This is a genomic window from Bacillus sp. ISL-18 (assembly GCF_018613415.1).
GTDB lineage: Bacteria > Bacillota > Bacilli > Bacillales > Cytobacillaceae > Neobacillus.
Genome location: NZ_JAGGQG010000010.1, coordinates 99,677 through 125,928 on the forward strand (window position 1 = coordinate 99,677; position 26,252 = coordinate 125,928).

General features: G+C 37.0%; 26 protein-coding genes, 2 tRNA genes and 2 other annotated features. Of the genes, 11 read left to right on the top strand and 17 right to left on the bottom strand.

Features of this window, described 5'->3' with window-relative positions:
- Nucleotides 1-87: 87 nt before the first annotated feature.
- A complete protein-coding gene (locus J7E81_RS13450; protein WP_215042822.1) occupies nt 88-330 on the top strand; it encodes a YkuS family protein in 243 nt (80 codons plus the stop codon).
- 30 nt (nt 331-360) lie between these two features.
- Here J7E81_RS13450 and J7E81_RS13455 read toward each other — a convergent pair whose 3' ends face one another.
- Nucleotides 361-768 (bottom strand): hypothetical protein, encoded by a 408-nt coding sequence (locus J7E81_RS13455; RefSeq protein WP_215042824.1) that lies wholly within the window; start codon nt 766-768, stop codon nt 361-363.
- 116 nt (nt 769-884) lie between these two features.
- Nucleotides 885-1,364: an Hsp20/alpha crystallin family protein gene (locus J7E81_RS13460; RefSeq protein WP_215042826.1), complete on the bottom strand. Its 480-nt coding sequence runs from the start codon at nt 1,362-1,364 to the stop codon at nt 885-887.
- A 166-nt stretch (nt 1,365-1,530) separates the two neighbouring features.
- On the opposite strand from J7E81_RS13460, the gene J7E81_RS13465 reads away from it, so the two are divergent.
- Nucleotides 1,531-1,788 (top strand): hypothetical protein, encoded by a 258-nt coding sequence (locus J7E81_RS13465; protein ID WP_215042828.1) that lies wholly within the window; start codon nt 1,531-1,533, stop codon nt 1,786-1,788.
- 50 nt (nt 1,789-1,838) lie between these two features.
- Here J7E81_RS13465 and J7E81_RS13470 read toward each other — a convergent pair whose 3' ends face one another.
- Nucleotides 1,839-3,008 (bottom strand): D-alanyl-D-alanine carboxypeptidase family protein, encoded by a 1,170-nt coding sequence (locus J7E81_RS13470; RefSeq protein WP_251028634.1) that lies wholly within the window; start codon nt 3,006-3,008, stop codon nt 1,839-1,841.
- 148 nt (nt 3,009-3,156) lie between these two features.
- Nucleotides 3,157-5,685, bottom strand: a complete 2,529-nt coding sequence (gene mprF, locus J7E81_RS13475; RefSeq protein ID WP_215042830.1) for a bifunctional lysylphosphatidylglycerol flippase/synthetase MprF — start codon at nt 5,683-5,685, stop codon at nt 3,157-3,159.
- Nucleotides 5,686-5,932: 247 nt separating this feature from the next.
- Between mprF and J7E81_RS13480 the strand changes: the two genes are divergently transcribed.
- The 5 genes from J7E81_RS13480 to J7E81_RS13500 all read left to right on the top strand — a co-directional run bounded on the left by J7E81_RS13480 (nt 5,933) and on the right by J7E81_RS13500 (nt 11,987).
- Nucleotides 5,933-6,385, top strand: coding sequence for a cupredoxin domain-containing protein (locus tag J7E81_RS13480; RefSeq protein WP_215042832.1), 453 nt, complete (start codon nt 5,933-5,935; stop codon nt 6,383-6,385).
- Nucleotides 6,386-6,710: 325 nt separating this feature from the next.
- Nucleotides 6,711-8,936, top strand: coding sequence for a formate C-acetyltransferase (pflB, locus tag J7E81_RS13485; RefSeq protein WP_215042834.1), 2,226 nt, complete (start codon nt 6,711-6,713; stop codon nt 8,934-8,936).
- 61 nt (nt 8,937-8,997) lie between these two features.
- Complete coding sequence (gene pflA, locus J7E81_RS13490) at nt 8,998-9,750, top strand: pyruvate formate-lyase-activating protein (protein WP_215044335.1); 753 nt, start codon at nt 8,998-9,000, stop codon at nt 9,748-9,750.
- Nucleotides 9,751-10,426: 676 nt separating this feature from the next.
- Nucleotides 10,427-11,227 carry a membrane protein insertase YidC gene (gene yidC / locus J7E81_RS13495; RefSeq protein WP_215042836.1) on the top strand — a complete coding sequence of 267 codons (801 nt, stop codon included), beginning with the start codon at nt 10,427-10,429 and terminating at the stop codon, nt 11,225-11,227.
- A 175-nt stretch (nt 11,228-11,402) separates the two neighbouring features.
- On the top strand, nt 11,403-11,987 hold the full coding sequence (locus J7E81_RS13500; RefSeq protein WP_215042838.1) for a YhcN/YlaJ family sporulation lipoprotein: 585 nt from the start codon (nt 11,403-11,405) through the stop codon (nt 11,985-11,987).
- A 115-nt stretch (nt 11,988-12,102) separates the two neighbouring features.
- On the opposite strand, the gene J7E81_RS13505 is transcribed toward J7E81_RS13500, so the two are convergent.
- Nucleotides 12,103-12,306: a DUF6501 family protein gene (locus J7E81_RS13505; RefSeq protein WP_215044336.1), complete on the bottom strand. Its 204-nt coding sequence runs from the start codon at nt 12,304-12,306 to the stop codon at nt 12,103-12,105.
- A 190-nt stretch (nt 12,307-12,496) separates the two neighbouring features.
- On the opposite strand from J7E81_RS13505, the gene sda reads away from it, so the two are divergent.
- Nucleotides 12,497-12,616: a sporulation histidine kinase inhibitor Sda gene (gene sda, locus J7E81_RS13510; RefSeq protein ID WP_374104055.1), complete on the top strand. Its 120-nt coding sequence runs from the start codon at nt 12,497-12,499 to the stop codon at nt 12,614-12,616.
- 82 nt (nt 12,617-12,698) lie between these two features.
- Here sda and J7E81_RS13515 read toward each other — a convergent pair whose 3' ends face one another.
- The 11 genes from J7E81_RS13515 to trpE form a co-directional block, all read right to left on the bottom strand.
- Nucleotides 12,699-14,099 carry a HAMP domain-containing sensor histidine kinase gene (locus J7E81_RS13515; RefSeq protein WP_215042842.1) on the bottom strand — a complete coding sequence of 467 codons (1,401 nt, stop codon included), beginning with the start codon at nt 14,097-14,099 and terminating at the stop codon, nt 12,699-12,701.
- Entirely contained in the window at nt 14,096-14,776 is a 681-nt protein-coding gene (locus J7E81_RS13520) for a response regulator transcription factor (protein WP_215042844.1), read from the bottom strand. Before J7E81_RS13520 ends, J7E81_RS13515 begins: the two co-directional genes overlap by 4 nt.
- A gap of 29 nt (nt 14,777-14,805) precedes the next feature.
- Nucleotides 14,806-14,934: a hypothetical protein gene (locus tag J7E81_RS30930; protein WP_275677097.1), complete on the bottom strand. Its 129-nt coding sequence runs from the start codon at nt 14,932-14,934 to the stop codon at nt 14,806-14,808.
- 191 nt (nt 14,935-15,125) lie between these two features.
- Nucleotides 15,126-16,202, bottom strand: coding sequence for a tRNA 2-selenouridine(34) synthase MnmH (gene mnmH, locus J7E81_RS13525; protein ID WP_215042846.1), 1,077 nt, complete (start codon nt 16,200-16,202; stop codon nt 15,126-15,128).
- 255 nt (nt 16,203-16,457) lie between these two features.
- Entirely contained in the window at nt 16,458-17,243 is a 786-nt protein-coding gene (trpA, locus tag J7E81_RS13530) for a tryptophan synthase subunit alpha (RefSeq protein WP_215042848.1), read from the bottom strand.
- A 1-nt stretch (nt 17,244) separates the two neighbouring features.
- A complete protein-coding gene (trpB, locus tag J7E81_RS13535) occupies nt 17,245-18,444 on the bottom strand; it encodes a tryptophan synthase subunit beta (RefSeq protein ID WP_215042850.1) in 1,200 nt (399 codons plus the stop codon).
- Nucleotides 18,419-19,066 carry a phosphoribosylanthranilate isomerase gene (locus J7E81_RS13540; RefSeq protein WP_215044337.1) on the bottom strand — a complete coding sequence of 216 codons (648 nt, stop codon included), beginning with the start codon at nt 19,064-19,066 and terminating at the stop codon, nt 18,419-18,421. Before J7E81_RS13540 ends, trpB begins: the two co-directional genes overlap by 26 nt.
- A 2-nt stretch (nt 19,067-19,068) precedes the next feature.
- The gene (trpC, locus tag J7E81_RS13545; protein ID WP_215042852.1) at nt 19,069-19,860 is read right to left on the bottom strand and encodes an indole-3-glycerol phosphate synthase TrpC; all 792 of its coding nucleotides are present in this window, start codon (nt 19,858-19,860) and stop codon (nt 19,069-19,071) included.
- Nucleotides 19,861-20,886, bottom strand: a complete 1,026-nt coding sequence (gene trpD / locus J7E81_RS13550) for an anthranilate phosphoribosyltransferase (protein WP_215042854.1) — start codon at nt 20,884-20,886, stop codon at nt 19,861-19,863. It abuts the gene before it with no gap.
- Entirely contained in the window at nt 20,858-21,469 is a 612-nt protein-coding gene (locus tag J7E81_RS13555; protein ID WP_215042856.1) for an anthranilate synthase component II, read from the bottom strand. The genes trpD and J7E81_RS13555 overlap by 29 nt, the downstream gene beginning before the upstream one ends.
- On the bottom strand, nt 21,466-22,854 hold the full coding sequence (gene trpE, locus J7E81_RS13560) for an anthranilate synthase component I (RefSeq protein ID WP_215042858.1): 1,389 nt from the start codon (nt 22,852-22,854) through the stop codon (nt 21,466-21,468). Before trpE ends, J7E81_RS13555 begins: the two co-directional genes overlap by 4 nt.
- Nucleotides 22,855-22,917: 63 nt before the next feature.
- Nucleotides 22,918-23,166: a binding site (T-box leader), on the bottom strand.
- 34 nt (nt 23,167-23,200) lie between these two features.
- Nucleotides 23,201-23,448: a binding site (T-box leader), on the bottom strand.
- A 251-nt stretch (nt 23,449-23,699) separates the two neighbouring features.
- Here trpE and bcbE point away from each other — a divergent pair.
- From bcbE to J7E81_RS13575, 3 genes are all read left to right on the top strand, one after another.
- Nucleotides 23,700-24,977 carry a bacillibactin exporter BcbE gene (gene bcbE, locus J7E81_RS13565; protein WP_215042859.1) on the top strand — a complete coding sequence of 426 codons (1,278 nt, stop codon included), beginning with the start codon at nt 23,700-23,702 and terminating at the stop codon, nt 24,975-24,977.
- Nucleotides 24,978-25,079: 102 nt separating this feature from the next.
- Nucleotides 25,080-25,153: transfer RNA gene (locus tag J7E81_RS13570), tRNA-Gly, on the top strand.
- Nucleotides 25,154-25,156: 3 nt separating this feature from the next.
- A tRNA-Ser gene (locus tag J7E81_RS13575) sits at nt 25,157-25,248 on the top strand.
- A 103-nt stretch (nt 25,249-25,351) separates the two neighbouring features.
- Here the strand turns inward: J7E81_RS13575 and J7E81_RS13580 are convergent.
- On the bottom strand, nt 25,352-26,251 hold the full coding sequence (locus tag J7E81_RS13580; protein ID WP_215042861.1) for a 4Fe-4S dicluster domain-containing protein: 900 nt from the start codon (nt 26,249-26,251) through the stop codon (nt 25,352-25,354).
- Nucleotide 26,252: the final 1 nt, after the last annotated feature.

Here is a 26,252-nt window from a genome sequence, read left to right on the forward strand (position 1 = left end):
TTATTATCCTTTGGACAAATATCTTAGCTTATACGGAATATTTCCTAAAGCTTAAGGCAAAATATTCTACAGGAGGAGGTGTTTTGTATGGCAAAAGTTGGAGTAGAACAATCTCTTACAAATATTCAACAAGCATTAAAGGACAAAGGCTATGATGTAGTAGAATTAAAACAAGAGTCTGATGCACAAAACTGTGATTGCTGTGTAGTTACAGGCCTTGATTCAAATGTGATGGGTATATCTGACACTGTCACAAAAGGTTCTGTCATCGATGCAAACGGAATGTCTGCTGATGAGGTATGCCGACAAGTAGAAAGCAGATTACAATAGTGTAGTTAAAAGACTAAAGTACTTTTCACTTTAGTCTTTTTTTGCTTTAATATTAACCTTAGGTTGTTTATCAGGTTCTTTTTTCCTTTCTGTATTGTGGTTAAGAGGCTTTTTCGTCTCTTCATCAAAACTCGGTGTAAATTCACTTCCATAGGTAGCCCCAATATTTAATTTTCCTTTTAACTCTTTTATCCCAAGCTGGCCAAAATTGTTATTTAATTCATATTTATCTAAAATGATCTTTTCAATATTAATTTTTTCTATGATAATCGGCGGGTCCTTGGTTTTTAGCTCACTTTCTGGTAAACCCTGCTGTTGGGAGGTTTGAAGTGATTTTTTTAATTCCTCAATATTCATTTCCAATGAGATCAATTTATTCTTTAATTCCATTTCATAATCATTTTTCTTGAATATAAGGAATAAATCTTTTAATGACATAATCACAAACTCCCTTTTATTTACCCTTACTTTTATTTATATGAAAAAAAAACTTGAACATGTCCAAGAATATCTGACAGATTAAAATAATCCTCAACATTTCTTTTTTTTACTGTCTATTCAATTGGAATAACTTCCCCTTTTTCAATTGTACGCTGATAACTTACAATCAGTAAGCCATTCCAAAATTTTGCACTCAATTGCTGAGGGCTCACCGTGTCAGGTAAAGTGATCTGTCTTTGAAACTCACCATAGAACCTTTCAGAATATGTCATAGTTAAATGCGGATGGAGGGGGTTCACTTTTCCTTTTATGGTTAGGTAAGTACCATTTAAACCTAATTCCAAATTTTCCTTTGCTACCCCAGGAAGTTCAATCACCACAACAACCTCATGCTCCCCTTCAAAGACATCAATGATCGGAAACGTCCTTGATTTTTCTGCTCGCCCCGATGCCCCATCAGCAGTGGATGACTTTACAGGTTGTTCATTCATAAATTGCTTGGCAAATTCCTGGTCAAAAATATTGTTCCAAAAGTCCCCGCCTTGCATATTTTTCGCAATATCCATCCACTGTTTTAATTTTTCCATATCCATCAGTTGACACCCCCCTTTTGCTCATATCTGTATATTACCTATTCCTTTATTTATCCCTACTTTCATCATACGAATCTTATTCAATAATTAATCCAACTATTACGCTTGTTTCATAAACCTTTAAAAAATTGCATATATTGATAACTAAGTGGAAGGAGGAAATAATATGCCAGTCCCAGTTCCTTTTATTAATATAAATATATTCATGATTAAAATTAATTCCTTTGAAAATGCCTCAGCAGTAAATATTGGTCAAAACCTGCTAGCTGAATGGCATAATTCTGATAAGAAAAATCAAGGATACGGTCAAAATTTTGGTGATCAAAGCGATTTTGTTGCAACAAGAAGTTTTGTAGATGATAAAGACCAAATCGACTCTCCTGCCTCTTTCAACTCCAATCCGTTACCAATTGATAATATGTAAACATACAACTTAGACCATAGGAGGTTTTCTCCCATGGTCTAAGTTGTATGTTAATATCCTCTTGATTGTTTTTTTCGGACAGCCAATGAGATAGCAATCAATATAATAATCATACCTAATACTGTATTTACAATAATTATTCCATTATCAGTTTGTTCATTATTACTCTTTTTCACTTTATTAATAGAAGCTACTTTTGGTTTAGGAGGTTCCTTGTAGGTTAATTGTACTTTCTGGACTACTTGTCCCCTATTGTCCTGGATTGAAAGAAGCCCGTCATTTGCAATATTTTTTAAACAACCATCAATTCGTTCTGTTACTAGTGTGTCTTTAACTGGAGAAAATTCTTTCCGCTCAGCAGTTGTAAAGATTTCTCCCGGTTTAATGGTTATATGTTGAAAGTTTTTGAATCCATAATCAAATAGTATAGCGGTATCATAATATTTATCGTTCTTTAAATTTGATTTCAATACTATTGCTGTTAGTCTAATTTTCCCATTATCAGCGGTTGTTGCTAAGGTTTGTTTTGTTTCGCTCGTATAGCCTGTCTTTCCACCCGTAATCCCTGGGTAGACAATCTCACCCTTTAACATTTTATGGTGTGTAACTAAATTTGCCTGCCAAGATTGACCTTTCCAGGGAAGTATCTTGGTACCAAAGATTTCAGCAAACACGGGATTCTTAATGGCATAATTAGTTATCAACGCCATATCCATAGCCGTTGTATAATGATTAGGATCAAATAATCCATTAGGATTCGTGAAATGCGTGTTTGTTACACCTATCTTTGTTTTTAAATAAGTATTTAGATTTTCCGCGAACTTCTGAACCGAGCCATCCGTACACTCCGCGATTGCAACGGCCGCATCATTTCCTGAATTAATAAGCATTCCTTGAATCAATTTTTTCAAAGGGACTTGTTCCCCTTCATTTAAATAAACACGGGTACCATCTTGTCTTACAGCATTGCCGCTCACAGTTACAAGACGGTCTAAGTTTCCTTTTTCGATCGCATAAATAGCTGTAGCTATTTTCGTTAGACTTGCTGGATACATTTTCTGATTAGGATTTTTAACATAAAGAACAGCTCCAGTATCAGAATCAATCATTGCCGCTGCTTCACTTTTAAGAGGCAGCTGAACTGGCTCTGCAGCAAAAACAGGTAATTGAATTGAAACAAGATAAAGAAAGATTAGTATTGCCGGCCAAAACTTTTTCAATAGGATACACCCTTACTTTTTTCTTATAATCCTCCTTGATTTTACCAGAATATTTGTAGAAATAAAGTACTATTTTAAAATTTAATCCTTGTAATATAGTAAATTTTAACCATAAAAAAAACCGGTTAGCAGCTGCCAACCGGTTTTCTTATGGTCTTTTTTTGGATATCAACAAGGCGATTTGGGCCATAATAAACGGCAATGATGATTTTCTTCTAAATGCCAAATATTTTGGTTCCCAAATATCAGTATATTTTTCATTAAACTTTCGAAGACCTTGAAAATGATAGATAAAGTGTCCATGCAAGAAAATTTGAGCAGCTATTTTTTCACTCAAAAAAGAAAATTTTGACAGCCCTACGTTTGATAATGGCGCCATTCCCATATTAAATCGCTGATAACCTTTTTGAATTGCCCAATCAATTACTGATAAGAAGAAAAAGTCTATAATTCCTTCCGGGGCAGACTGTCGAACTCTCATTAAGTCCACTGAAACTGTCTTATAATTATCATATACATACATAATACTCATAAATCCAAGTATATGATCTTCTTCATCTTTTACAATGGCTATCGGTGCTCGATTTAAATAATCCTCACTATAAAATCCTAGTGAAAATCCTTTTTCCTTTCGACCTGAAAGCCATTCATCGGATATTTCCTTCAATTTGTCCAAGAGTGCATTTGGATGTGGAGGATAAAACATTTCAAAATAATATTGTTCACCATTAAATTTATTTTTCAGGGTCCGTAAACCCTTCATTTTGTTTCCTTTAAGCGAAAAAGTCTTAAGGTCAACAAAAGCTTCTTCTCCTAACTTAAAAAATGCAAAACCATGACCATGTAAGTACGGAAGCATATCATCGCTTACTTGGTAGAAAACAGGTGTATAGCCGTGTAAATCAGCGACCTCTTGAAATTCTTCAATGGCACTCGAAAAGTCATGTTTCTCACCAACTGGGTCGCCAAGGATGATTAATTTATCCGCGTATTTTTGGAAAGCGATTAAAACATTCCTCTTACTATTCCAAAAGATAAATTTATCATGGAGGAATATTAAATGAGATAACACCTTGCCAGGATAAGCGGATAAATGATTTATGATTTCTTGTTCATGATCAATCGACCTTTCAAGGTTCCACTTTTTCGGCAGGCTAATTAAATAACCTATAAAGAGAATACTTAAGGCAATAATTAGGCCAATAATTGCACTTGAAAACAAATCGCGGTAATCAACAATCACATACGGGATAAACTTTTTAGGTATGGTAATTTTCGCATTAGGCAAGTTAAAGTACCCGATTAATATATACATAGAAGTAACAATCAAAACAATTGTCACGTCAAAGATGGTTTTACCCCAAGTTAACACATAGCTTTCACGATAAAATTGCCCTTTTGACATTCTTAGCAGGAGGGCAACAATGATTAAAAAAACAGCTTCCTCGTAATCAATTCCTTTAAAAATAGAGAATAACGCGGCCAGAATTAATGCGAGCATCGTTAAATCATAGGTCCTTTTAACACTATATTCAATTCCACGCGATAAACCCAACAACAAAAAACCGGCCGCAACGGATAACTGATGGGACACATTGATAATCGGAAATGACAAAAGTTCCTGAGCAATTCTGAGCCTCGACATAATTCCTGGTACACTGGCAGATAACAGCAGAATTAGTCCAGATAGAAAGACAAGCATGGTTAAAATAACATGACTTAGGCCTTGAACAATTGCTTTAGGAAGATTATTCCACAATTGATTCCATCGTTGCCAATAAAGTCGCACAAAAAAGACTAAGCTGATTAAAAATGGGATGAAATAATAACCAATTCGATAAAACAATAGAAGGATTAGAACCTTTTCATCTGGAATATGCAAATCCTGCATTCCCCATAGAAATACCAAATCAAATGAACCTAGTCCGCCGGGTATCATACTTATAATTCCTGCACATGCCGCAACAATATAAATGGGGAACAAATCAAGGAATGAGATTTGAATTCCTAGTATTTTTGTTAAAACAAAAATAGCTGTAAATACCGCAAACCATTCTATCACTGAAACGATGACCAACCCAATGGTATTCTTAAGTGTAAGTCTATATTGATTGTCTTTACCGGATTTAATTATATGTATTACTATAAAGATAGGTAGATATAAGCTTACACCCAAGACGGCGAAATAAAGCCATTTTGTATCTACAAACAACGGGAACTTCCGATAATTAATTGTTACAATCCATGAAAGGAAAGAGATCCCTGTTAAGTAAAATAAGGAAACCGTGGCAATAACCCCAAGAAGTTTACGCTTATCCCCTTCAAGCTTATTAAAAAAATAGGTTCTCAGCATCGCGCCAATCAATCCACCGAACCCGATTAAATTTGAGAAAGAATTCGCAATAAATGATTGCTCAACTAACTCTCTTTTTGGTACTTCTGTCTTCAAAATTTTCACTAAGATCACATCGTATAAAACCATTGGCAATACAGCTGCAAAAGTCACGACAAAGATTAATAATAACAGCCAAATATTGAGATGATGGATTTCACCTTTTAGTAAGTGGGTATTAATGTTTCCAGTGAATTTCTTCATTTCAATGAGAGCGAAAATTAATAAGAACACAGGAAAAACAAATTTTACAACTTTTAGCACTTTTTCTTTTCTAATCCCCAACCAGATTACCACCTATTTTTTCATTCCTGTTTTTACTATAAACTCTCCACAAGGAAAAACAAAGTAATATCTTTAATTACAAGGACATTTAGTCATATTTTAGACAGATAATTGGCTGTTCAACCGCTCTTATTTCAAGCAGAGGTTTCCTAAAGGCTCATTTGTTCAAAAATTTTTTTAAAATGAGACAAGTTTTCCAACCTCCTTAGCATAAATATTAATAGAATACAAAAGAGGAGGTTTGCAGGTGAAATTTTTAGTTTTTAAAAAGGAGACCCTGCTATTTTTTTTAGCAGTCGGTATCGTCTTAGCAAGTATTTCTGCCTGGTTCATGTTAAAAGCAGGGGATACAACGGTATTTAATCAACAACCTGACCATAAAACTCGTCAGATCCACATGGTGACAGGAGAATTTAAGACCACAATGAAAGACGGTAAAGAAATAGAAGCGTATCGATGGGATCCAGGTACCATTGTCTTAAAAAAGGGAGAAAAAGTAAACTTGATTATAAGTGGAATTAATGGGGCTGAGCATCCATTTTACATCGAAGGGACGACGTTGAAAGGAACAGTAAAGAAGGGGCAAGATACACTCGTTCCCCTTCAATTTCAAAAAGAAGGAACTTATCGATTAATTTGTGAAGTACATCCTGACCGTGCTCACAACGGTCCAATGATTGCCTATATTGTCGTCAATTAGTAGCAGGAAATAACTTTCCTGCTTTTTCTATTGGCAAAGAGTGCTATATTATATAGTTTTCACTATTAATATGTTGATATTGTTGGTTTTTTTCTATATAACAGTTTAACATTCGTTTAGTTATTTTATAGTACAGTTTAAGTTATCTTATAATTAATGTTCATATAATATTCATAAACACCCCTAAAAAACCCTTAAATTTAAAGGGTTCACAATTCCTTAACAATTAGCGTATTTTTTATCATATTTCTGCTGTTATACTAGGGTTATGAAATAAATAACTTTCTGTTATATATTCTTCTACTAATTTAAGAGGTGAAAGATAATGGAACAATGGCAGGGTTTTAACAAAGGAACTTGGTCAAAAGAAATCAATGTAGGCGATTTTATTTTAAGAAACTATAAACAATATGAGGGCGATGACTCCTTCATAGCTCCAGCAACCGATGCAACAAACAAGCTTTGGGAACAAGTAATGCTTTTAACGAAGCAAGAACGTGAAAATGGCGGTGTCCTTGATATGGACACAGAAACAGTTTCTACGATTACTTCACATGGTCCAGGATACTTAGATGAAGATTTAGAAAAAGTTGTAGGTGTTCAAACAGATAAACCCTTTAATCGTTCTCTCCAGCCGTTCGGTGGTATTCGTATGGCAAAGCAAGCATGTGCTTCATACGGCTATGAGTTAAATCCAGAAATCGAAAGAATCTTCACTGATTTCCGTAAAACTCATAACCAAGGTGTTTTTGATGCATATACAGACGAAATGGCACTAGCTCGTAAAGCCGCTATCATTACAGGGCTTCCTGATGCATACGGCCGTGGCCGTATAATAGGCGACTATCGCCGTGTTGCCTTATACGGTGTTGATTTCCTAATAAAACAAAAACAATTAGACAAAAAGAACACCAGCAGTGTCATGACAGAAAATAATATGCGACTCCGTGAAGAGATAGCAGAACAAATCCGCGCCTTAAATGAATTAAAAGAACTTGGCACAAGTTACGGTTTTGACCTATCCCGCCCTGCACAAAATGCACAAGAGGCATTTCAATGGTTATACCTTGGCTATTTAGCTGCTATTAAAGAACAAAACGGTGCTGCAATGAGCCTTGGCCGGACCTCAACGTTCTTAGATATTTATATCGAAAGAGATTTAGAAAGTGGTCTATTAACTGAAACTGAAGCGCAAGAAATTGTTGATCACTTCATCATGAAGCTTCGTTTAGTAAAATTTGCACGTACACCTGATTATAACGAGTTATTTAGTGGTGACCCAACATGGGTAACTGAATCTATTGGTGGTATGACATCTGACGGACGTTCACTTGTAACGAAAAGCTCTTTCCGTTTCCTTCATACTTTGGATAACTTAGGAGCAGCTCCAGAACCAAACTTGACTGTTTTATGGTCACCATCATTACCAGAGAACTTCAAGAAATATTGTGCCAACATGTCTATTAAAACTAGCTCGATCCAATATGAAAATGACGAAATAATGCGTCCTGAGTATGGTGATGATTACGGAATTGCCTGCTGTGTATCAGCAATGGAAATCGGTAAACAAATGCAATTCTTTGGCGCTCGTGCAAACCTTGCTAAAGCCCTTCTCTATGCTATTAACGGTGGTGTAGATGAAAAGTTAAAAATCCAAGTAGGTCCACAATATCGGCCAATTACTTCAGATGTGCTAAATTATGATGAAGTTATGGAGAAATTTGACCAGATGATGGATTGGCTTGCAGGTCTTTACATTAACACATTGAATGTTATCCACTATATGCACGATAAATATAGCTATGAAAGAATTGAAATGGCCTTACATGACACGAAAATCCTTAGAACTATGGCAACAGGTATTGCTGGGTTAAGTGTTGCAGCCGACTCATTAAGTGCTATTAAATATGGCGAAGTCAAAGTGATCCGGGATGAAAACGGACTAGCGGTTGACTTTGAAACAACTGGTGACTTCCCTAAATACGGCAACAACGATGATCGTGTTGACAGCATTGCTGTTGAACTTGTTGAAACCTTTATGAAAAAATTGCGTAAACATGGAACGTATCGTGATTCCCTTCATACTTTATCAGTTTTAACGATTACTTCTAACGTAGTTTACGGAAAGAAAACTGGAAACACACCTGATGGCCGTCGTGCTGGTGAACCATTCGCACCAGGGGCTAACCCAATGCATGGCCGTGACACAAAAGGAACATTAGCTTCCCTTTCTTCTGTTGCTAAGCTTCCATATGCCTATGCAATGGACGGAATTTCAAATACATTCTCAATCGTTCCTAAAGCACTAGGTAAAGAAGAAGAAAACAGAGTTCGCAATCTTGTATCTATCTTGGATGGTTATTCCATTAAAAACGGACACCATTTAAACGTTAACGTCTTTAATAGAGAAACATTAATTGATGCGATGGAGCATCCTGAGTTATATCCACAATTAACTATTCGTGTATCAGGATACGCTGTTAACTTTATTAAGTTAACTAAAGAACAACAGCTCGATGTTATTAACCGTACCTTCCACGAATCTTTGTAATTAGAATAAATTGGAGTTCCCTTTTCTTAGGGGGCTCCTGCTTAAAAATAAGGGGGACATCATCATGACGGGAAATATTCATTCTATTGAAACTTTAGGGACAGTTGACGGACCAGGAATTCGTTATGTGATTTTTACACAGGGGTGCTTATTGCGCTGCCAGTTTTGCCATAACGCAGATACTTGGGAAATCGGTTCCGGAAAACAGATGTCTGTTTCTGAAATCATGGATGATCTCTCAAGTTATCTTCCTTTCATACAAGCATCTGGCGGTGGGATCACTGTAAGCGGCGGGGAGCCTTTATTACAAATCCCCTTTCTAACTGAATTATTCAAGGAGTGTAAAAAGAAAGGAATTCATACCACCATCGATTCATCTGGAGGCTGTTTTTCCCACTCCAAGCTCTTTATTGAACAATTAGAAGAACTTCTACAATATACAGATCTAGTGTTACTAGATTTAAAACATATCAACCGAAAAAAACATATTCAACTGACTGGTATGGCAAATGATCACATCCTCGAATTTGCTAAGTTTTTATCCGATCGGAAGGTTCCGATTTGGGTACGTCATGTTCTGGTACCAACTATCACAGATGATCCGGAGGATTTGCAAAAACTTGGTGAATTCATTGGGACATTAGAGAATGTTTTGAAAATCGAAATTCTTCCCTATCACAAACTTGGAGTTTACAAATGGGAAGCGCTTGGCCATGAATATCCTCTAAAACATGTCGAGCCGCCAACGGAGGAGAAAGTGGAATTCGCCTATAAAATGTTGACAGCCCATTGGAAACCATTATTACAACACTGATTCACAGGATCAGTGTTTTTTCTTCCAAAAATTAAGAACTTTGTTTCATCAGCGGTTTTTGTTGATAGTTTTATAGTAATTTGTAGGTATATTCTTAAAAAAAGCAGAAAACTGGGTACCACAATTCAAAAAACTGCAGGCATCTTTTTAATCCTTATGGGCTGCTCGATACACTTACCCATTGGTCATAAAACAAACATATATTTAAACTAAGTTATATTAGGATTTAGAAAAAATCATCTGAACTATTAGCAATGTCTTCATATTATGGGATTTAGACTGTGATAAAATTGATTCTTTTCGCTTTCTCCTATATACTCATATCATTGGTATTTAAGTGAGGTGATAATTTTTGTTCCAATTGCTGATTGATCTTTCCGATATAAATGCTCTAAATGCCCTTTATGTAAGTATTTTTCTTGGAATCACATTAAAGTTTTTGTGGGCTTGGGGTGTAGAATATACTTTTTTCGGTTCTCTTTCTGAATCTGCAAACACAAAAATTAATTACCCGCCCGTCTTCTACCGAAATCAAAATAGTATGAACGGAAGCTTTATTCTGAAAAGAATTGTTAAATATATTCGTAGAAAAGAATGTTCGCAGGATGATTCTGATGAACCAATTTCCTTCCTTATATCCAACCACATAATATACTAAGACATTTTAGGAGGAAATATGAAAAAGAATCGATCTTCACTTATACTTGCAGCTATGTTTATTTTGTCTACTTTATTATTGTCTGCTTGTTCATCACAAGCGCATACAACAACTACTACTAATAAGACAGGGTTTTTTCAAACCTATTTTGTCCATCCTTTCTCGTCGATTATCCATTCAACCGCAGAATTTTTCGGTGGAAATTATGGTTTGGCGATCATCGTGGTTACCCTGGTTATTAGACTTATATTAATGCCATTAATGTTAAAGCAATACAAAAATCAAATGGTTATGAAAGAAAAAATGGATGGTTTAAAGCCTGAAATGGATGCCATTCAAAAGAAAATGAAGACCGAGAAGGACCCTAAAAAGAAACAAGAACTACAAGCTGAAATGATGGGACTTTATCAAAAACATGGTGTTAATCCACTCAATATGGGATGTTTACCTATTCTTATTCAAATGCCAATCTTAACAGCCTTTTATTATGCCATTCGCGGATCACAGGAAATTGCAACCCATCAGTTCTTATGGTTTAATTTAGGGCACTCAGATATCGTTATTACGATTATCGCTGGACTAGTATACTACTTCCAATTCAAGGTATCCCAATCAAACATGCCAACGGCCCAGCAGCAACAAATGAAAATGATGGGCTTAATGTCGCCGCTAATGATTGTAATGTTTTCTTTTAACGCCCCAGCTGCTCTCCCTCTTTATTGGGTTGTCGGCGGGTTATTCCTTACACTTCAAACCTTGGTAGGCCGAAAGTTATACCAATCTAAAAAAACAATCGAAACACCTGCTCACCAAAAGTAAAAATAAAACGAAAAAAGAAGCATTGACTCCAAGGCTTCTTTTTTATTTTGTAAAAATTTTTTATAAAAGAAACTCTCCACCAAGACTATTAGTTACTCAAAGAATAGGATAATTTTTTTCTTAATTTGGAAACCTATCTCTAGGTGTAACTTAGTCCGAAGGAGTGCTTACATAAATGAAAAAAAGATTGTTTGTTACAGTAACTCTTATCTTTTGTTTGTATATATCAGGCTGTTCAAAGAATAATGTAGAAGATGATCTTGCAAATCAAAAGCTTGACCCCAAGAAAACGGATCCAGCGAGAGTCAATTATAATACACCAAATCATGGTGGTCCAGCCATCACAAGCGTCGATATAAGCGATCCAGAATTAGATCGGCAGAGAAATCATAACAAACACTCTACGAACACCCGAATACAATACGACACTTCAAAGATCATCGTTGCAAATCGTGCAGCAGATAGGGTTACTGATTTATCAGAGATAAACCGGGCAAATATCATTGTCACCGATAATAATGCATATGTCGCTGTAAAAATGGCTGCTCATAATCAGTTAACAGCAACGACCAGGAGTAAAATTACAAGGGCAGTAAAATCTGCAGATAGCAATATCGATAATGTCCATATTTCGAAAAATCCGCAATTCTATAAACGAATGTCGAGTTATACTCGGGATATTCGATATGGACGAGCCAATTCCGACTTCCTCGATAGTTTTTCTGATACGATCCGCAGAGTATTCCCAGATGCCCGCTAATCTTATCCATATACCAGCTGTCTGAAGATCGTTGTTTCAGGCAGCTTTTTTAATTTTTACATCCTAGCTTCGTAAAAAAAGACTGGAGGCTATACCTCAACAGTCTTGATTAATTCTATGCATCTTTAAAATATTCCTTGTAAAATCCGCCCACTTTTCCGGAATTATCGATAATGTAATAAAACTCTTCTGTTTCGTTTTTTACATCATAAATTTCTCCTTTTGTTAAAGCATTATGAACGAGATATTTTTTTGCATCTGTATGAACGCATTTTACTTTCTTAATTGTCTCACGATCTTTCCATGATAGATGAATCACTGCTGCCACCGTCCTTTCGGTCTTTGTCCAAGTTCTAGTATAATCAATTGATCCGGTGGTGTGCAACAATATGATGATTCCTTAACCGAAAATGTAAAATTTGAGTTCTCAAATCTCCTTTGAACTATTACAATAGTAAAAACTGAATATAGAATCCATTTTTTGAGGAGGCATTCTTAAATTGAAAATTATGAGTAACGAGCAGTTGATTATTTCATATCGGGATGCATTAAAAACTGGGGAAAAGGAATGGATTAAACTTTTAAAAGATGAAATAAAACGAAGAGGTTTAAAACTGCTGAAAACCTAGACTTAGAAAAGAACCCAAACCAAAATAAACCGCTGAACAAATTCAGCGGTTTTTTATATATTGCTTTATGAAATTAGCATATTTATATCAAATATGGCAGAACAATTGTTACTTTTGTTCCAACTCCTTCCTGACTCTCAATTGAGATTACGCCATTATATTTTTTAATTAATCGCTGGGCAATTGACAGACCTAATCCTGTACCGCCGTTTTCTCGGCTACGAGCTTGATCCACTCGATAAAAACGGTTAAATACATTCGCTAAATGTTCATTCGATATACCAATACCATTGTCAACTACAGAGAGGATCATTTTCCCTCCTTCTTGCATGGCAGTAATCCAAATAGTCTTATGATTGCTAGAGTATTGGATAGCATTATTTAATAAGATTATCATGATCTGTTCCATATGCTGCCTCGAAATGGGAACCTTAGGTAACATCGGATTCACTTCTAAAAATAGATTGTAATCTGGATGGATGATCTCCAAATTCTTCACCAATTGATGAAGAGTTTCTGAAATATCCGTTTTTTCCTCATTTTTTAATCTAGGATGTTCTGCTCTTGTGATATGTAACAAGTCGTTGATTAATTTTTTTAATCTTGTTACTTCTTGCAGTGAAGCATCCAGCGATTCATCTAGAATCACTGGATCCTTTTTCCCCCATCTGTTCAATAAGGAAAGATGTCCCTCTAATATCGACACTGGTGTCCTGAGTTCATGAGAGGCATCTTCAACGAATTGCTTTTGAAGTAAAAACGATTTTTCAATTTCATCCATCATTTCATTAAAAACATTGGTCAGGGCTGTTAATTCATCTTTTTGTTTATACCCATTCATTCTTTCTTGAAAGCCTGTTTCCTTGATTTGTTTCATCGCTTTAGCTAAATCCCTTACAGGTTTTAAAAGCTGCTTTGCAAGTAAAAAACCACTAATAGCACTAAAGATAATTGCCGCAATCCCAAATATGGTCATTACCCAAAAGAGATTCCCCATCATTCTTCGGTAGGTATTTAAATGACGAACAATTTCTATCGTCCCTGTAAAACCATTTCCCTTCAACGGAGCTCTGGCAACAAATGCTTCATTTCCTTCAATCGAAATCTCTTGGGTAACCTTTTCCCTAGTCGGTGCAGCCTCTAAAACGGGGAAGGTACCATTTTTATCCGAAACAAGAACATGACCATCTTCGTCATATACTCTAATTAATTGATCTTTATCATTCATTTTCCTCAAAAATGCCGCACTTTTTTTCATATCTCCGCGATTAGGTTTGTTTGATTTTGCGTTATAAAAAGTGGTGATATCACTCATTGTTCGATTGATGGCAATTTCTTCACGGTTCATCATCCATTTTGAAACGGTATGATATTCTAAGAAACTAAATAGAAAAAAAGTCAGAAATATAGCAGTGGAACAGCTTAAAACTAATTTCGTTTGCCATCGAAGTCGATTAAATTGACTGCTAATCTTCTGTATCATCGCATAACATATCCTATACCACGAACAGTATGAATATAATGCCCATCATCATTTTGATCATCTATTTTGTTTCGTAGATATCGAACATATACATCCACCACATTTGTTTCAACACCTGTACTGTATCCCCAAACCTTATTAAGGAGCACTTCCCTTGTTAAAACAATGTTAATATTACTCATAAAGGTAATTAATAAATCATATTCCCTCTTTGTCAGACTAATAACCAATTCTCCCTTTTTAACCACACAGGATTCTAGCTCAACAACAAGATCCTTAAATACAAGGGTCTTAACCTCAGTAGATTGCAAAGCCTCAATCCTTCTAAATAACGACCTCAGTCTTGCTAATAACTCTTCAATTGCAAATGGTTTTACAATATAGTCGTCTGCCCCGCTGTCTAGACCAGAAACCCGATCAAGTACACTATCACGGGCGGTAATCATAATAATAGGAATCGTCTTATTAGATTGCCTAATTCTTCGGCATACCTCCATGCCATTTAATTCTGGAAGCAGTAAATCAAGTAAAATGGCATCCCAACTCTCAGTGAGAGCTAATTGCAACCCATTACGTCCGTCTGTGGCAACGGTCGTTTCATAGCCCTCATGCTGCATTTCTAACTCTATAAATCGAGCCAAGCTCTTTTCATCTTCAATAATTAGTAATTTGGACATACTCCCACTCTCACATTACGTTTTTTCTACTATTTTAACTGATGTTTATCTCGAATAAAATCAAATACTGCATGAATAATCTCAATTGATTGGAACGAAACGAGAGAAATTGCGGTGAACGAAAAGAAGCCAACAATGATTAACCGAAACCAAAACATGTTGTATTCCTCCTTTTTGAACTGTTTTTCAGTACCTGCTATTTGATGATGATTGGAGATAAATTTTTTAGAAGGTAGTTAACATCTTACCTGTTCTTCTGGAAACTGCCATGAGAAGAAGATTAGAATCTCCTTAGAAACGTAATCAAGCACACACCTTTAAAGGGCGTGTGCTTGGTTATTTGTGTTGATCAAATTTGGTTATTTGTTTCTAACATCGGAGGAAAGGATAGCTCTTTAAGTTTGGCAGTAATCTTATCCGCCGCATCGATCGGATCTTCCGCAAATATATCAATAAACTCTCCAATGTAGTCTTGTCTTGCATGATTGTACCGTGGGTCATAATAGTGATTAAGTAAAATCGAAATCATGTCGTGATAATTTTTTTCATGAAGGGTTTCGATTAATCGGTTTCGAATGTCTGTATCCTTCACTCTTCTTAAGACCTTTTCAATTCCTAACGATATTTTTTCGTCATACCACGGTTCCTGTTCATAAGGCAGTACATACTCAGAAACAAGTTGTTTTACCCTTTGTTCCAGCGGCGAATGAATGTAAATATTTAAGCCTTTAAATTTAACATCCATTAACTTTTCAGGCTGAACAGCTTTACCTATTCTTTTACTTTCTGCCTCTACAAGAAAATAGTCGACCCCTTTGATTTCTGTTAGACCTTTAAATAGGAGAGAGTCAAAGGTCTTTTGATTATGACCTTCTCCAAGACCAATAGTGCCAAAGATAGAGCCGCGGTGTCCTGCCATTTCCTCTAAATCAAGAACAGGATACCCCTTTTTCTTTAAAATTTTCAAAACCTCTGTTTTTCCAACACCTGTCATCCCATGAATAACAACTGTTTTATCCGGTATCATGGATGGTATTTGTTCAAGGATATGATGCCGATAGGCTTTATATCCCCCAACTAAGCGCCATGCATAAATGCCTGCAAACTCTAAGAAGGTTACAACGGCTTTACTACGCATTCCCCCACGCCAACAATGAATGATTAACTCCCCATCCGTTTGATACGACTTGATTTTCTTTAACAGAGCAGGAATCTTAGGAGAAACAAATTCCATCGCTTGCCACTTAGCAGCCGCTTGTCCTTCATGTTTATAAATTGTCCCTATAATTTGACGCTCTTCATCCGTGAATAATGGAATGTTGATGGCCCCAGGAATAGCCCCATCTGCAAACTCAATCTGTGAACGAATATCAATAATGACCGGTTCCTTTAGGGTTAATAATTCTTCAACATGTATTTCCTTCATTTATATTACGCTCCTAGCAAAAATTATCCTTATAGAAAACAGATATAAAAAACGAACAAAAACTTCCACTACTGGAAGTTTCAAAATAATTTATTCATCATAAAAAGGATTTACTTATAATGATTATATACCTATTATAAAGAAGTTAACCTCGGCTATCAAGAAATTCAAAAATCATGACAGAATTTAACACCTTATTGTACAACTAAATTGATAAAATAGGTCTACTCTGAAAAGAAAAGTAGACCCTTTCATTTACAATACGTTTGATTCTTGTTTAATCACAGACATTAAATCCTTCATCTCGCTCAGTCGGCCCTGTTCAAATAGCTCAACAATCCTACTGCCGACGATCACTCCATCACAGTATTTTGATATTTGTTGAATTTGCTCTTTACTTGAAATACCAAACCCTGCCATAACAGGGATAGCACTCACTTCTTTAACAGACTTTATAAAGCTAGTAAGTTCAGCATCGTACTCATTTCTAACCCCTGTAATACCTTTAACTGTTACCGTGTATAAAAATCCTCTTCCTTTACTTGAAATCGTTTTGATTCTTTCGAGGGGAGTTGTCATGGTCACTAAACGGATTAATTCCACTTCTGCTTTATCAAGCTCCGGTACGATAATTTCTTCCTCTTCTATCGGCAGATCAGGAATGATGCAGCCATCCACTCCGGCAATCCGGATGTCGCGAACAAAATTAGCTATTCCATATGAATAAATTGGATTTAAATATGTCATAAGAATGATGGGGATTGATAATTTTTTTCTAGCTTTTTCAATTTCCTGAACAATTCCTTTTAGGGTGGTCCCATTAGCAAGCGCTCTTAGGCCGGCTTTTTGGATCGTTGGTCCATCTGCTACAGGATCTGAAAAGGGAACCCCAACTTCGACTGCAGTGGCACCGAATTTTTCAAGTATAATAAGTTTTTCAACCAGCGTTTCTAAACCCCCGTCACCTGCCATTATATAGGGAACAAAGGCCTTTTTTTGACTTTCCTTTAATTCTGCAAATGCTTTTTCAATTCGATTCATGTTAGTTCCTCCCCTCAAGTCTTGCTTTGACTGCATCTACATCTTTATCCCCACGACCAGATAAACAAACGACAATATTTTCATTTTCTTTCATTTCAGCAGCAAGCTTGATCGCGTAGGCAACCGCATGAGAACTCTCTAGCGCAGGAATAATTCCTTCCAGTTTTGATAAAAGTTGAAAGGCATCAAGTGCCTCTTCATCGGTAATGGAGACATAATTGGCCCGTCCGCTATCTTTTAAGTAGCTATGTTCTGGACCTACCCCAGGATAATCAAGTCCTGCTGAAATGGAATGAGCCTCTTGGATTTGACCATCTTCATTCTGCAATAAATACATTAACGAACCATGAAGGACGCCTGGTTTCCCTTTTGTTAAGGACGCAGCATGAAACTCAGTTTCCACTCCCTGCCCTGCAGCTTCAACCCCGTATAACCGAACTTCTTTATCCTCTATAAATGGATAAAACATCCCAATCGCATTACTACCGCCTCCGATACAAGCAACAACAGCTTCAGGCAGGCGGCCTTCCCGCGATAGAAATTGTTCTCTCGTCTCCTTGCCGATGACACTTTGAAAATCTCTAACCATCATTGGGAATGGATGAGGTCCCATAGCTGAACCTAGTAAGTAGTGTGTATCATCGACATTAGTCACCCAATATCTTAAGGCTTCGTTAACGGCATCCTTTAGGGTAGCACTGCCTGAGGATACGCCAACAACCTTAGCACCTAGCAATTCCATCCGAAAGACATTTAAAGCTTGTCGTTTGATGTCTTCTTCACCCATAAAAACGATACAATCTAGGTTTAATAATGCACATACCGTCGCTGTTGCCACACCATGCTGACCTGCTCCTGTTTCAGCAACAATTCTTCTTTTCCCCATACGCACAGCAAGCAATGCCTGCCCAATCGCGTTATTAATCTTATGGGCTCCCGTATGATTTAGGTCTTCTCTTTTTAGGTAAATATTTGCCCCGCCGGCATGTTTTGTTAAGTTTTCCGCCAAATATAATGGTGTTTCTCTACCAACATACTCACTTGCTAATCTAGCAATCTCAGCATGAAAAGCAGGATCCTTTTTTGCGTCTTCATAGGCATCATTTAATTCATTAACGGCCTTCATTAAAGTCTCTGGAACAAATCTTCCGCCAAATATTCCGAAATGGCCTTTTTCATTCGGTAATGTATAGGTGCTCATTTTGTTTTCCTCCAATTGGTATTGTTTTTACCTTTTCGATAAATGCTTTTATTTTTACAAGATCTTTTACTCCATTTGTTTCAACCCCAGAGCTTACATCGACCATATAAGGGTTAATGATCTGTACAGCCTCAGTGACATTTTCAAGATGTAATCCCCCGGCAAGAATAACTTTTTTTCTTTTCAAAATTAGAGTGTTTACTTGCCTCCAATTAAACGATGTTCCGTTTCCACCCCGATATTTTCCTTTTGGGCCATCTAGCAAAATATAATCAGCCGGAAATTGAGCAATCTTCTCTAAAGCTTCATTATCCTTAAAGCTGATCGCTTTTACGACTGCTAGCGGAAGGGATTGAGAAAAGGAAGCAGGTTCCTCACCATGAAGTTGAATATGGGTCAAACCAACTTGAGAAGCAATCCTTTCAATCTCTTCCTTCGTTTCATTAACAAAGACACCAATTTTCATAACAGTTGCTGGTAAGCAAGAAACGATTTCTTGTGCTTGTTCTGGTGTTACCTTCCTCTTACTTTCTGCAAATACTAAACCAATGGCATCTGCACCATACTCAACAGCTTTAAGTGCGGTCTGACTATCCATGAGTCCACAGATTTTTACCTTAATGTTCATTTATTAACACCCTCTTGAAGAGGAAGACGAAGATTAGAGAAGGATTTCTCTAGATCCTGGCTGACCATCAAAGCCTCGCCTACCAAAATTCCATTTGCTCCTGCGTTTCGAACTCTGTCAGCATCCTGCTCAGAATGGATTCCGCTTTCACTTATTAAATAAGCTCCTGATTTTTTTACAATTGAGGCTAATTGTTCAGTTACTTCTAGTGAAACTTTAAATGTCTTTAAATCACGGTTATTGACACCAATTAACTTTGCTCCTGTTTTAAGTGCTTTCTCTAATTCATTTTTGTTATGGACCTCTACCAGCACTTCTAAGCCTTTTGCTTTCGCATAATAAAAGAGCTCAGCCAGACTGCTTTCTTCTAACGCTGCAACAATTAGTAATATGATGTTAGCTCCATTGGCCGCTGCAACATCAATCTGTAGTGGGCTAATAATAAAATCCTTACATAATATAGGCAGGTTAACTACCTCACGAACGGCCTTTAAGTCGGCAAAAGAACCTTTAAAAAAGGTGGAATCCGTTAATACAGAAATGGCTGACGCTCCTGATTGCTCATAAATTGCCGCTTGTACTTCTGGTTCCACTCCATTATTGATTAAACCCTTTGATGGGGATGCTCGTTTATATTCGGCAATGATGGAAAGTTCCTCTGCTGTTTGCAGTTTTTCTATAAGAGATCTTTTTGGATAAACTGTTTCTTTACTGATTTCCATCCTTTCTTGAAGCAGCTGGACCTCCTTTTTCTTCTGTTCTATTATCCGGTCAAGAATGGTTTCCACTTAAATCGCCTCTTTCTGGCCTAATTTAGATTTTTCGATAAGCGTTGTTAGTTTTGCATATGCCGCTCCCGAATCGATTATTTCCTTGGCTACATCAATACCTTCAATAATGGAACTGGCTTTTCCAGCCGTATAAATACCGATTCCGGCATTTAATAATACAGTATCTCGAGGGGCACCTTTTTCCCCTTTTAGCACTTTTAATAAGATTTCCCCATTTTCTTCCGAATCTCCACCCTTTATCTGGCTGTTATCGTATTGCGGGAGATTAACGTCTTCAGGTGTAAATATATGACTAGTAATTTTTCCATCCTCCAAAAGGGTATAATGATTTTCTCCTTGAAGTGAAGCTTCATCCATAAATCCAGCACCATTTATAACAACCGCCCTTTTACGGCCTAATCTTTTAAGTACTTCCGCAAATACATTTAATAAATCCCTGCGATTAACGCCTAACAATTGATAATCGAGTTCAATCGGATTTGTTAATGGGCCAATATAATTAAAGACCGTGGGAATTTTCAATTCTTTTCGTACAGTCATCACTTTCTTTAATTTTGGATGAACATGTGGAGCGAATAAAAAGGCGATCCCGATTTCATGTAATATTTCTTCCGTCCTTTCAGATGGTAAATTTAAATTAACTCCTAGATACTCAAGGACATCTGCACTTCCAGTTTTACTTGAGATGCTTCTATTGCCATGCTTAGCAACTGGAATTCCGGCACCTGCAATAACAAAAGCTGAAGTAGTACTAACATTAAAACTTGAAGAACCGTCTCCGCCTGTTCCACAGTTATCCAGAACATTCGGAAATTTATCCTTAAAACTCAGGGTATTGCCCTTCATGGCCCGAACAATTCCTGCGATTTCGTCAACTGTTTCACCTTTAGATTTTAACCCCATTAAAAAGGCGGCAATTTCAGAATCAGAAACTTCTTCTCCTAAGATAAAATCAACGGCTTCTCGCATTTGCTCTTCAGAAAAGGATCGCATCTCAGCTAATTGGAGTAGATAGTTTTTCATTTTTCCTCATCCCTTCTATTTCGGTTAAAAAGTTTTTTAACATTTGTTTTCCATCTGGTGTTCCAATTGATTCTGGATGAAATTGCAGCCCATAAACAGGATATTTCTTATGTTTTATTGCCATGATTTCATGATCGTCATTGGAATTAGCAATACACTCCAACTCCGCTGAAAGATTACTTTCTTCTAATGTCAACGAATGATAACGCATTACCTCTAATGGAGAATCAAGGTTTGCAAATAATTCTCTGCCTTGATGGGTGATGAACGATGTTTTTCCATGCCGAATGTAATGAGCCCTCCGCACTTCACTGCCAAAGGCTGCACCAATTGCTTGATGGCCAAGACATATTCCTAGTAAAGGAATGGTCTTATGGAAAGTTTGTATTAATTCAATACAAATACCTGCATCCTCTGGCCGGCCAGGCCCGGGTGATAAAATAATCGCTTTCGGGTTCAAATTTTGAATTTGTTCCACACTCAGCTGATTATTCCGATAAACAACAACCTCTTCACCCAGTTCCCCTAGGTATTGATAAAGATTAAAGGTAAACGAATCAAAATTATCAATTAATAAAATCATTTTTCACCCTCCAAAAAGGATCTCAACTTGTTTAATGTTTCCTCATATTCAGACACTGGGTTTGAATCGTGAACAACACCTGCACCTGCTTGGATAATTGCCTCTCCATCTTTAATAATCATGGTACGAATCGCCAAGGCGAAATCCATATTTCCGTTTACTGAAACATAACCAACTGCTCCAGAATAAAGACCACGTTTAGATTTTTCTAACCCATTAATTATTTCCATCGCCCTTACTTTCGGCGCCCCTGAAACGGTCCCTGCTGGAAGACAGGCGGCTAGAGCATCTAAAGCCGTTTTTTCTGAATGAAGCTTGCCGCTAACCTCCGATACTAAGTGAATCACATGACGAAATTTTTCCACCGACATATATTTCTCAATTTGAACCGTTCCGAATTCACAAACCTTGCCAAGGTCGTTTCTTCCAAGATCTACAAGCATGCGATGTTCTGCTAGCTCTTTCTCATCGTTTATTAATTCCTTCCCGATTCGCTCATCCTCTTCAGCAGTTGCTCCTCTTCGCTTTGTTCCGGCAATCGGATTTGAGATGACAGTGTTTCCACGTGTTTTGATTAAGCTTTCTGGAGACGAACCAATCACGGTATATTCCTCAAAGTCGATATAAAACATATATGGTGTTGGATTGGTGCTTCGATGCTTCCGATAAAGTGATAAGGGCGTACCTTGGAATGATGATTTCATACGTCTTGAGAGGACGACTTGAAAAATATCGCCTGCAAGGATATGCTCTTTTGCGGTTTCAACATTTTTAATAAACGCTTCTTTTGTTGTATCCGATTCAAAACCGCTAAAAGTATAAGGTTCCTCTTCGAAATAATAATTTGGCTTTTTTAATTCTTCTATCCTTTGCATTACTCGTCCTTCGATAATCGCTGTACTACTTTTTTCTGATAATGGAAGACCGCAAATTTTCACCTTTTCTTGTAGATGATCAAAAACAATCACTTCCTCAAAAAACAAAAGATGCACATCAGGCATTTCCAAGCCATTTGGATATTCCTCACCAATTACTTCAAACTGTCTAATGATATCGTAGCCGACATATCCCACTGAGCCTCCTATAAAAGGGAAATCATATTCTTCAAATATCCCTTCTGGTAAAAGCTTCTTCATAACCTCTAAAGGATTTCCTTTCACTACCTGCTTTTCCCCGTCGCGATAGATAATTTCGTTCCTTTCTCCTCTAGAAATGAGTTCGAAGGCAGGATCAGTACCAATAAAAGAATACCTCCCTGAGTCATTGTATTTATGAGAGCTTTCCAATAAGAATTTCTTTGTTCCGCTTATCTTTTGTAAGATCGAGATGGGCGTTAATGTATCTCCTTTAATTTCCTTTATTAAACATCGATTTATAGTCTTCATGTCACAACCCCTTTTCGAAAAAATAAAAAAATCGTCCTCTATACGCGCAAATAGATTGCGCATATAGAGGACGATTCTAAGACCGTGGTGCCACCTCCCTTTGGAACAGCCAAACTCTGCTCCCTCATTCAGATACAGGACATATTCTGTCCGATATCCTATCCTTTTAACGGGGAAACCGGGCGTCCCTACTAAGATTCAAGACACCTCTCACAAGTCCATTCCACAAATTCATTCATATCGGGCTCACACCTCCCCCGACTCTCTGGAAAGAATAAATTTTTGTGTACTACTCTTGCTCAACGAGTTAATTATATAATTAAAAATACAAAAGGGCCCTCCATCCAAAAAGGACGGAAGACCCGTGGTGCCACCTTCATTAGCTAAAATTAGCTCACTTAACCGATATCGAAGCAAAAATGCTTGAATATCTGTCTCTTGTAACGATGAGATCTTCGCCAAAGCCTACTGCCTATCAGGGTTCGGTTTGGAGGCTCGGAAGTCCATTCACTTGAACGTCTACACTGATTTGCACCAACCATCAGCTCTCTTTAAGAATCCGTAAAAGTTACTACTCTTCGTCTACACCTATATGATTTGCTTTATTGATTATTATCCTATCCAACTTCACTAAATATGTCAAGTGATTATTTTTTTAAAATTCAAAATTAACTTTTCTCGGATTTTTCATCTCATTCTTACGTCTATATTTACCTGCTTCCATTTAAAGGATACTTTAAACTTTGTTATTTTCCATTGAATTAGCCAATATTAACTTTAGCAAGCAAACATGGCTCTTCAGAGTAGGCTGTTGAGAGCATAAATGAAGGCGGGATAGAAGATTCATGGAACATATTGAACGAATAAGCCAAAACCAAAAGGCAGCAAAGAAAAAACAATCGGCGGCAGGCCAAAAAAAACAAAGTGAAATAGCTAAACAAAAGTGGGCAATCGTCTCGCTGTCTTCCATTCCTTTAGTAATGACTTTAGGAAATTCAATGTTGATTCCTGTACTACCTTCTATGGAAAAAGAATTATCGATCACATCCTTTCAAACCAGTATGATTATTACTGTTTATTCGATTGTTGCCATTTTTCTAATTCCAGTTGCCGGATATATATCCGACCATATTGGAAGAAAAAAAGTGATTATCCCAAGTCTGCTTATTGCGGCGGTTGGCGGCTTAATTTCTTGGTGGGCTGCATGGAAGTTAACTGATGCCTATTGGCTCATTTTAGTCGGCCGGGCCCTTCAGGGAGTAGGCGCCGCAGGGGCTATGCCGATTGTACTGCCATTAGTAGGTGACATGTTTAAAAGTGAAGATGATGTTAGCAGCTGTTTAGGACTGATTGAAACGTCTAATACTTTGGGAAAAGTTTTAAGCCCGATACTCGGGGCCTTTCTTGCCGGATTCATCTGGTTTTTACCATTCTTTTCAATTCCAGTATTTTGTATAATTTCGGTTATCTTAATGATTTTTCTCGTTAAATGCCCAAAAAGTAATGAAGAGCCCATTCCTTTCAAACAATTTTTTACAAATATAAAAAAAACCTTTACTGAAAAAGGACGTTGGCTGTATGCCATCTTTTTTATTGGCGGTATTCTAATGCTTGTCCTATTTGGTATTTTGTTTTACCTGTCTGAGATCTTTGAAAAAGAATATGGGATTAAGGATCTCAAAAAAGGTTTCTTTTTAGCATTACCGCTTGGTGCACTTTGTTTGGCCTCTTTTATCAGCGGAAAAATTATTAAGAAAAATAAAGTCTTAATGAAATGGATAACCTTGATCAGTATTATCATCGCAGCTATCTCAATTGGTGCGCTATGGTTTTCAATTAAGCTTTGGTATATGATCACCATGTTTTTGATTACTGGCATAGGAATTGGGTTAAGTCTTCCTTGTTTAGATGCGTTAATTACCGAAGGCATTGAGAAAAAAGAACGCGGAACAATTTCCTCCATTTACAGTTCAATGCGATTTATTGGGGTTGCAGCAGGTCCTCCACTTATTGCAGTGCTCATGAAATACGCTAACCATTGGATTTTTATTGTTCTTAGCGGCCTCAGTATTATCGCCGCAGTGGTAACAATCTTTGCGATAAAGCCAAAAGCAGAAGCCTAGAGAAGTGCTGGGAAAAACCTCAGCACTTTTTGTTTTTTAAGCAAAATGCTGTACAAAAAAAGTAGCAACTATGATATAATATAGGTGTTCTTATTTGAAAGTGCGGGTGTGGTTTAATGGTAGAATTTCAGCTTCCCAAGCTGACGGCGGGGGTTCGATTCCCCTCACCCGCTCCATACGGAGAAGTACCCAAGTGGTTATAAGGGGGCGCACTCGAAATGCGTTAGGACGGGTAACCGTTGCGTGAGTTCGAATCTCATCTTCTCCTCCATACAAAGGTCTTAACACTTAGCAAGTGTTTTTATTTTGTCCATTCATAAAGAGGTTCTCATTAATTGGCTTATCCTATTAATGAGAACCTCTTTTTCTAAGTATTAGGGACTTAACCATTCTGGATTGCGATCGTGACAAATAGGGCAGTTGTCTGCTTTTTGTTGGAATGTGGAGAATGGTTTCCCGCAATTTTTACATTCACGTATCAATAGCGGGTAGTTTTTGTATTGTTTTTTTGTAATTTCCTGTTTAATTTCTATGGCGCCTTCCGGGCAGATATCCATACAATCACAACAGTTTACACACTTTTCATTGTGAACCCGTAAAGAATGATCCTCTAAAGAAAATACCTTTTGAGAACAGAAGGAAAAGCATAGTTGACAAAGTGTACATTGGTCAAGATTGATTTCCACTTGATAGAATTGATAGTCACCATAATAACGGGTTATTTTCCATTCGTTTGCTTCTACCATCCAAGCAGCAGGTGCCAAAGATTTTGCTAACTGTTTGCCCTCTGTTTGTAAAGAAGTTAAAAAAGCTCTCCTCGACAATCCCTCATCTTTACGTATCTCCGTAATTTGGATGGGGCCTTCATTAAGCTGCTGCAAGATTTTATTGGCATCACTAAGAACATCCAGCCAAATTTGATTAAGAGGAGTTCTATCTGCCTTGATAGTGTTTACCCCCCTTTGTTTGTAAATCAGCAATTCTTTAATCTTTGGAATATAGGACTCATTATAGACCAAACTATTCCTTTCATATTCCCTTGATGGAAGGACACCTTCTATAGCGGAAAGCGGGCAGGCAATCATACACTCTCCGCATGAATTACATTTCTCCGTAACTACTTTAATTGATGTCGAAGTTATGGTAAGCGCCCCAATGTGACAGGCATCCATACAAGCCCTGCAAGTAGAGCGAAGGTGTTTCTTCCTAGAACAACTTTTGGTTATTCGGGTATCTACATGCATACTTTCAAGCCAATTAACAAGTAGCGACATA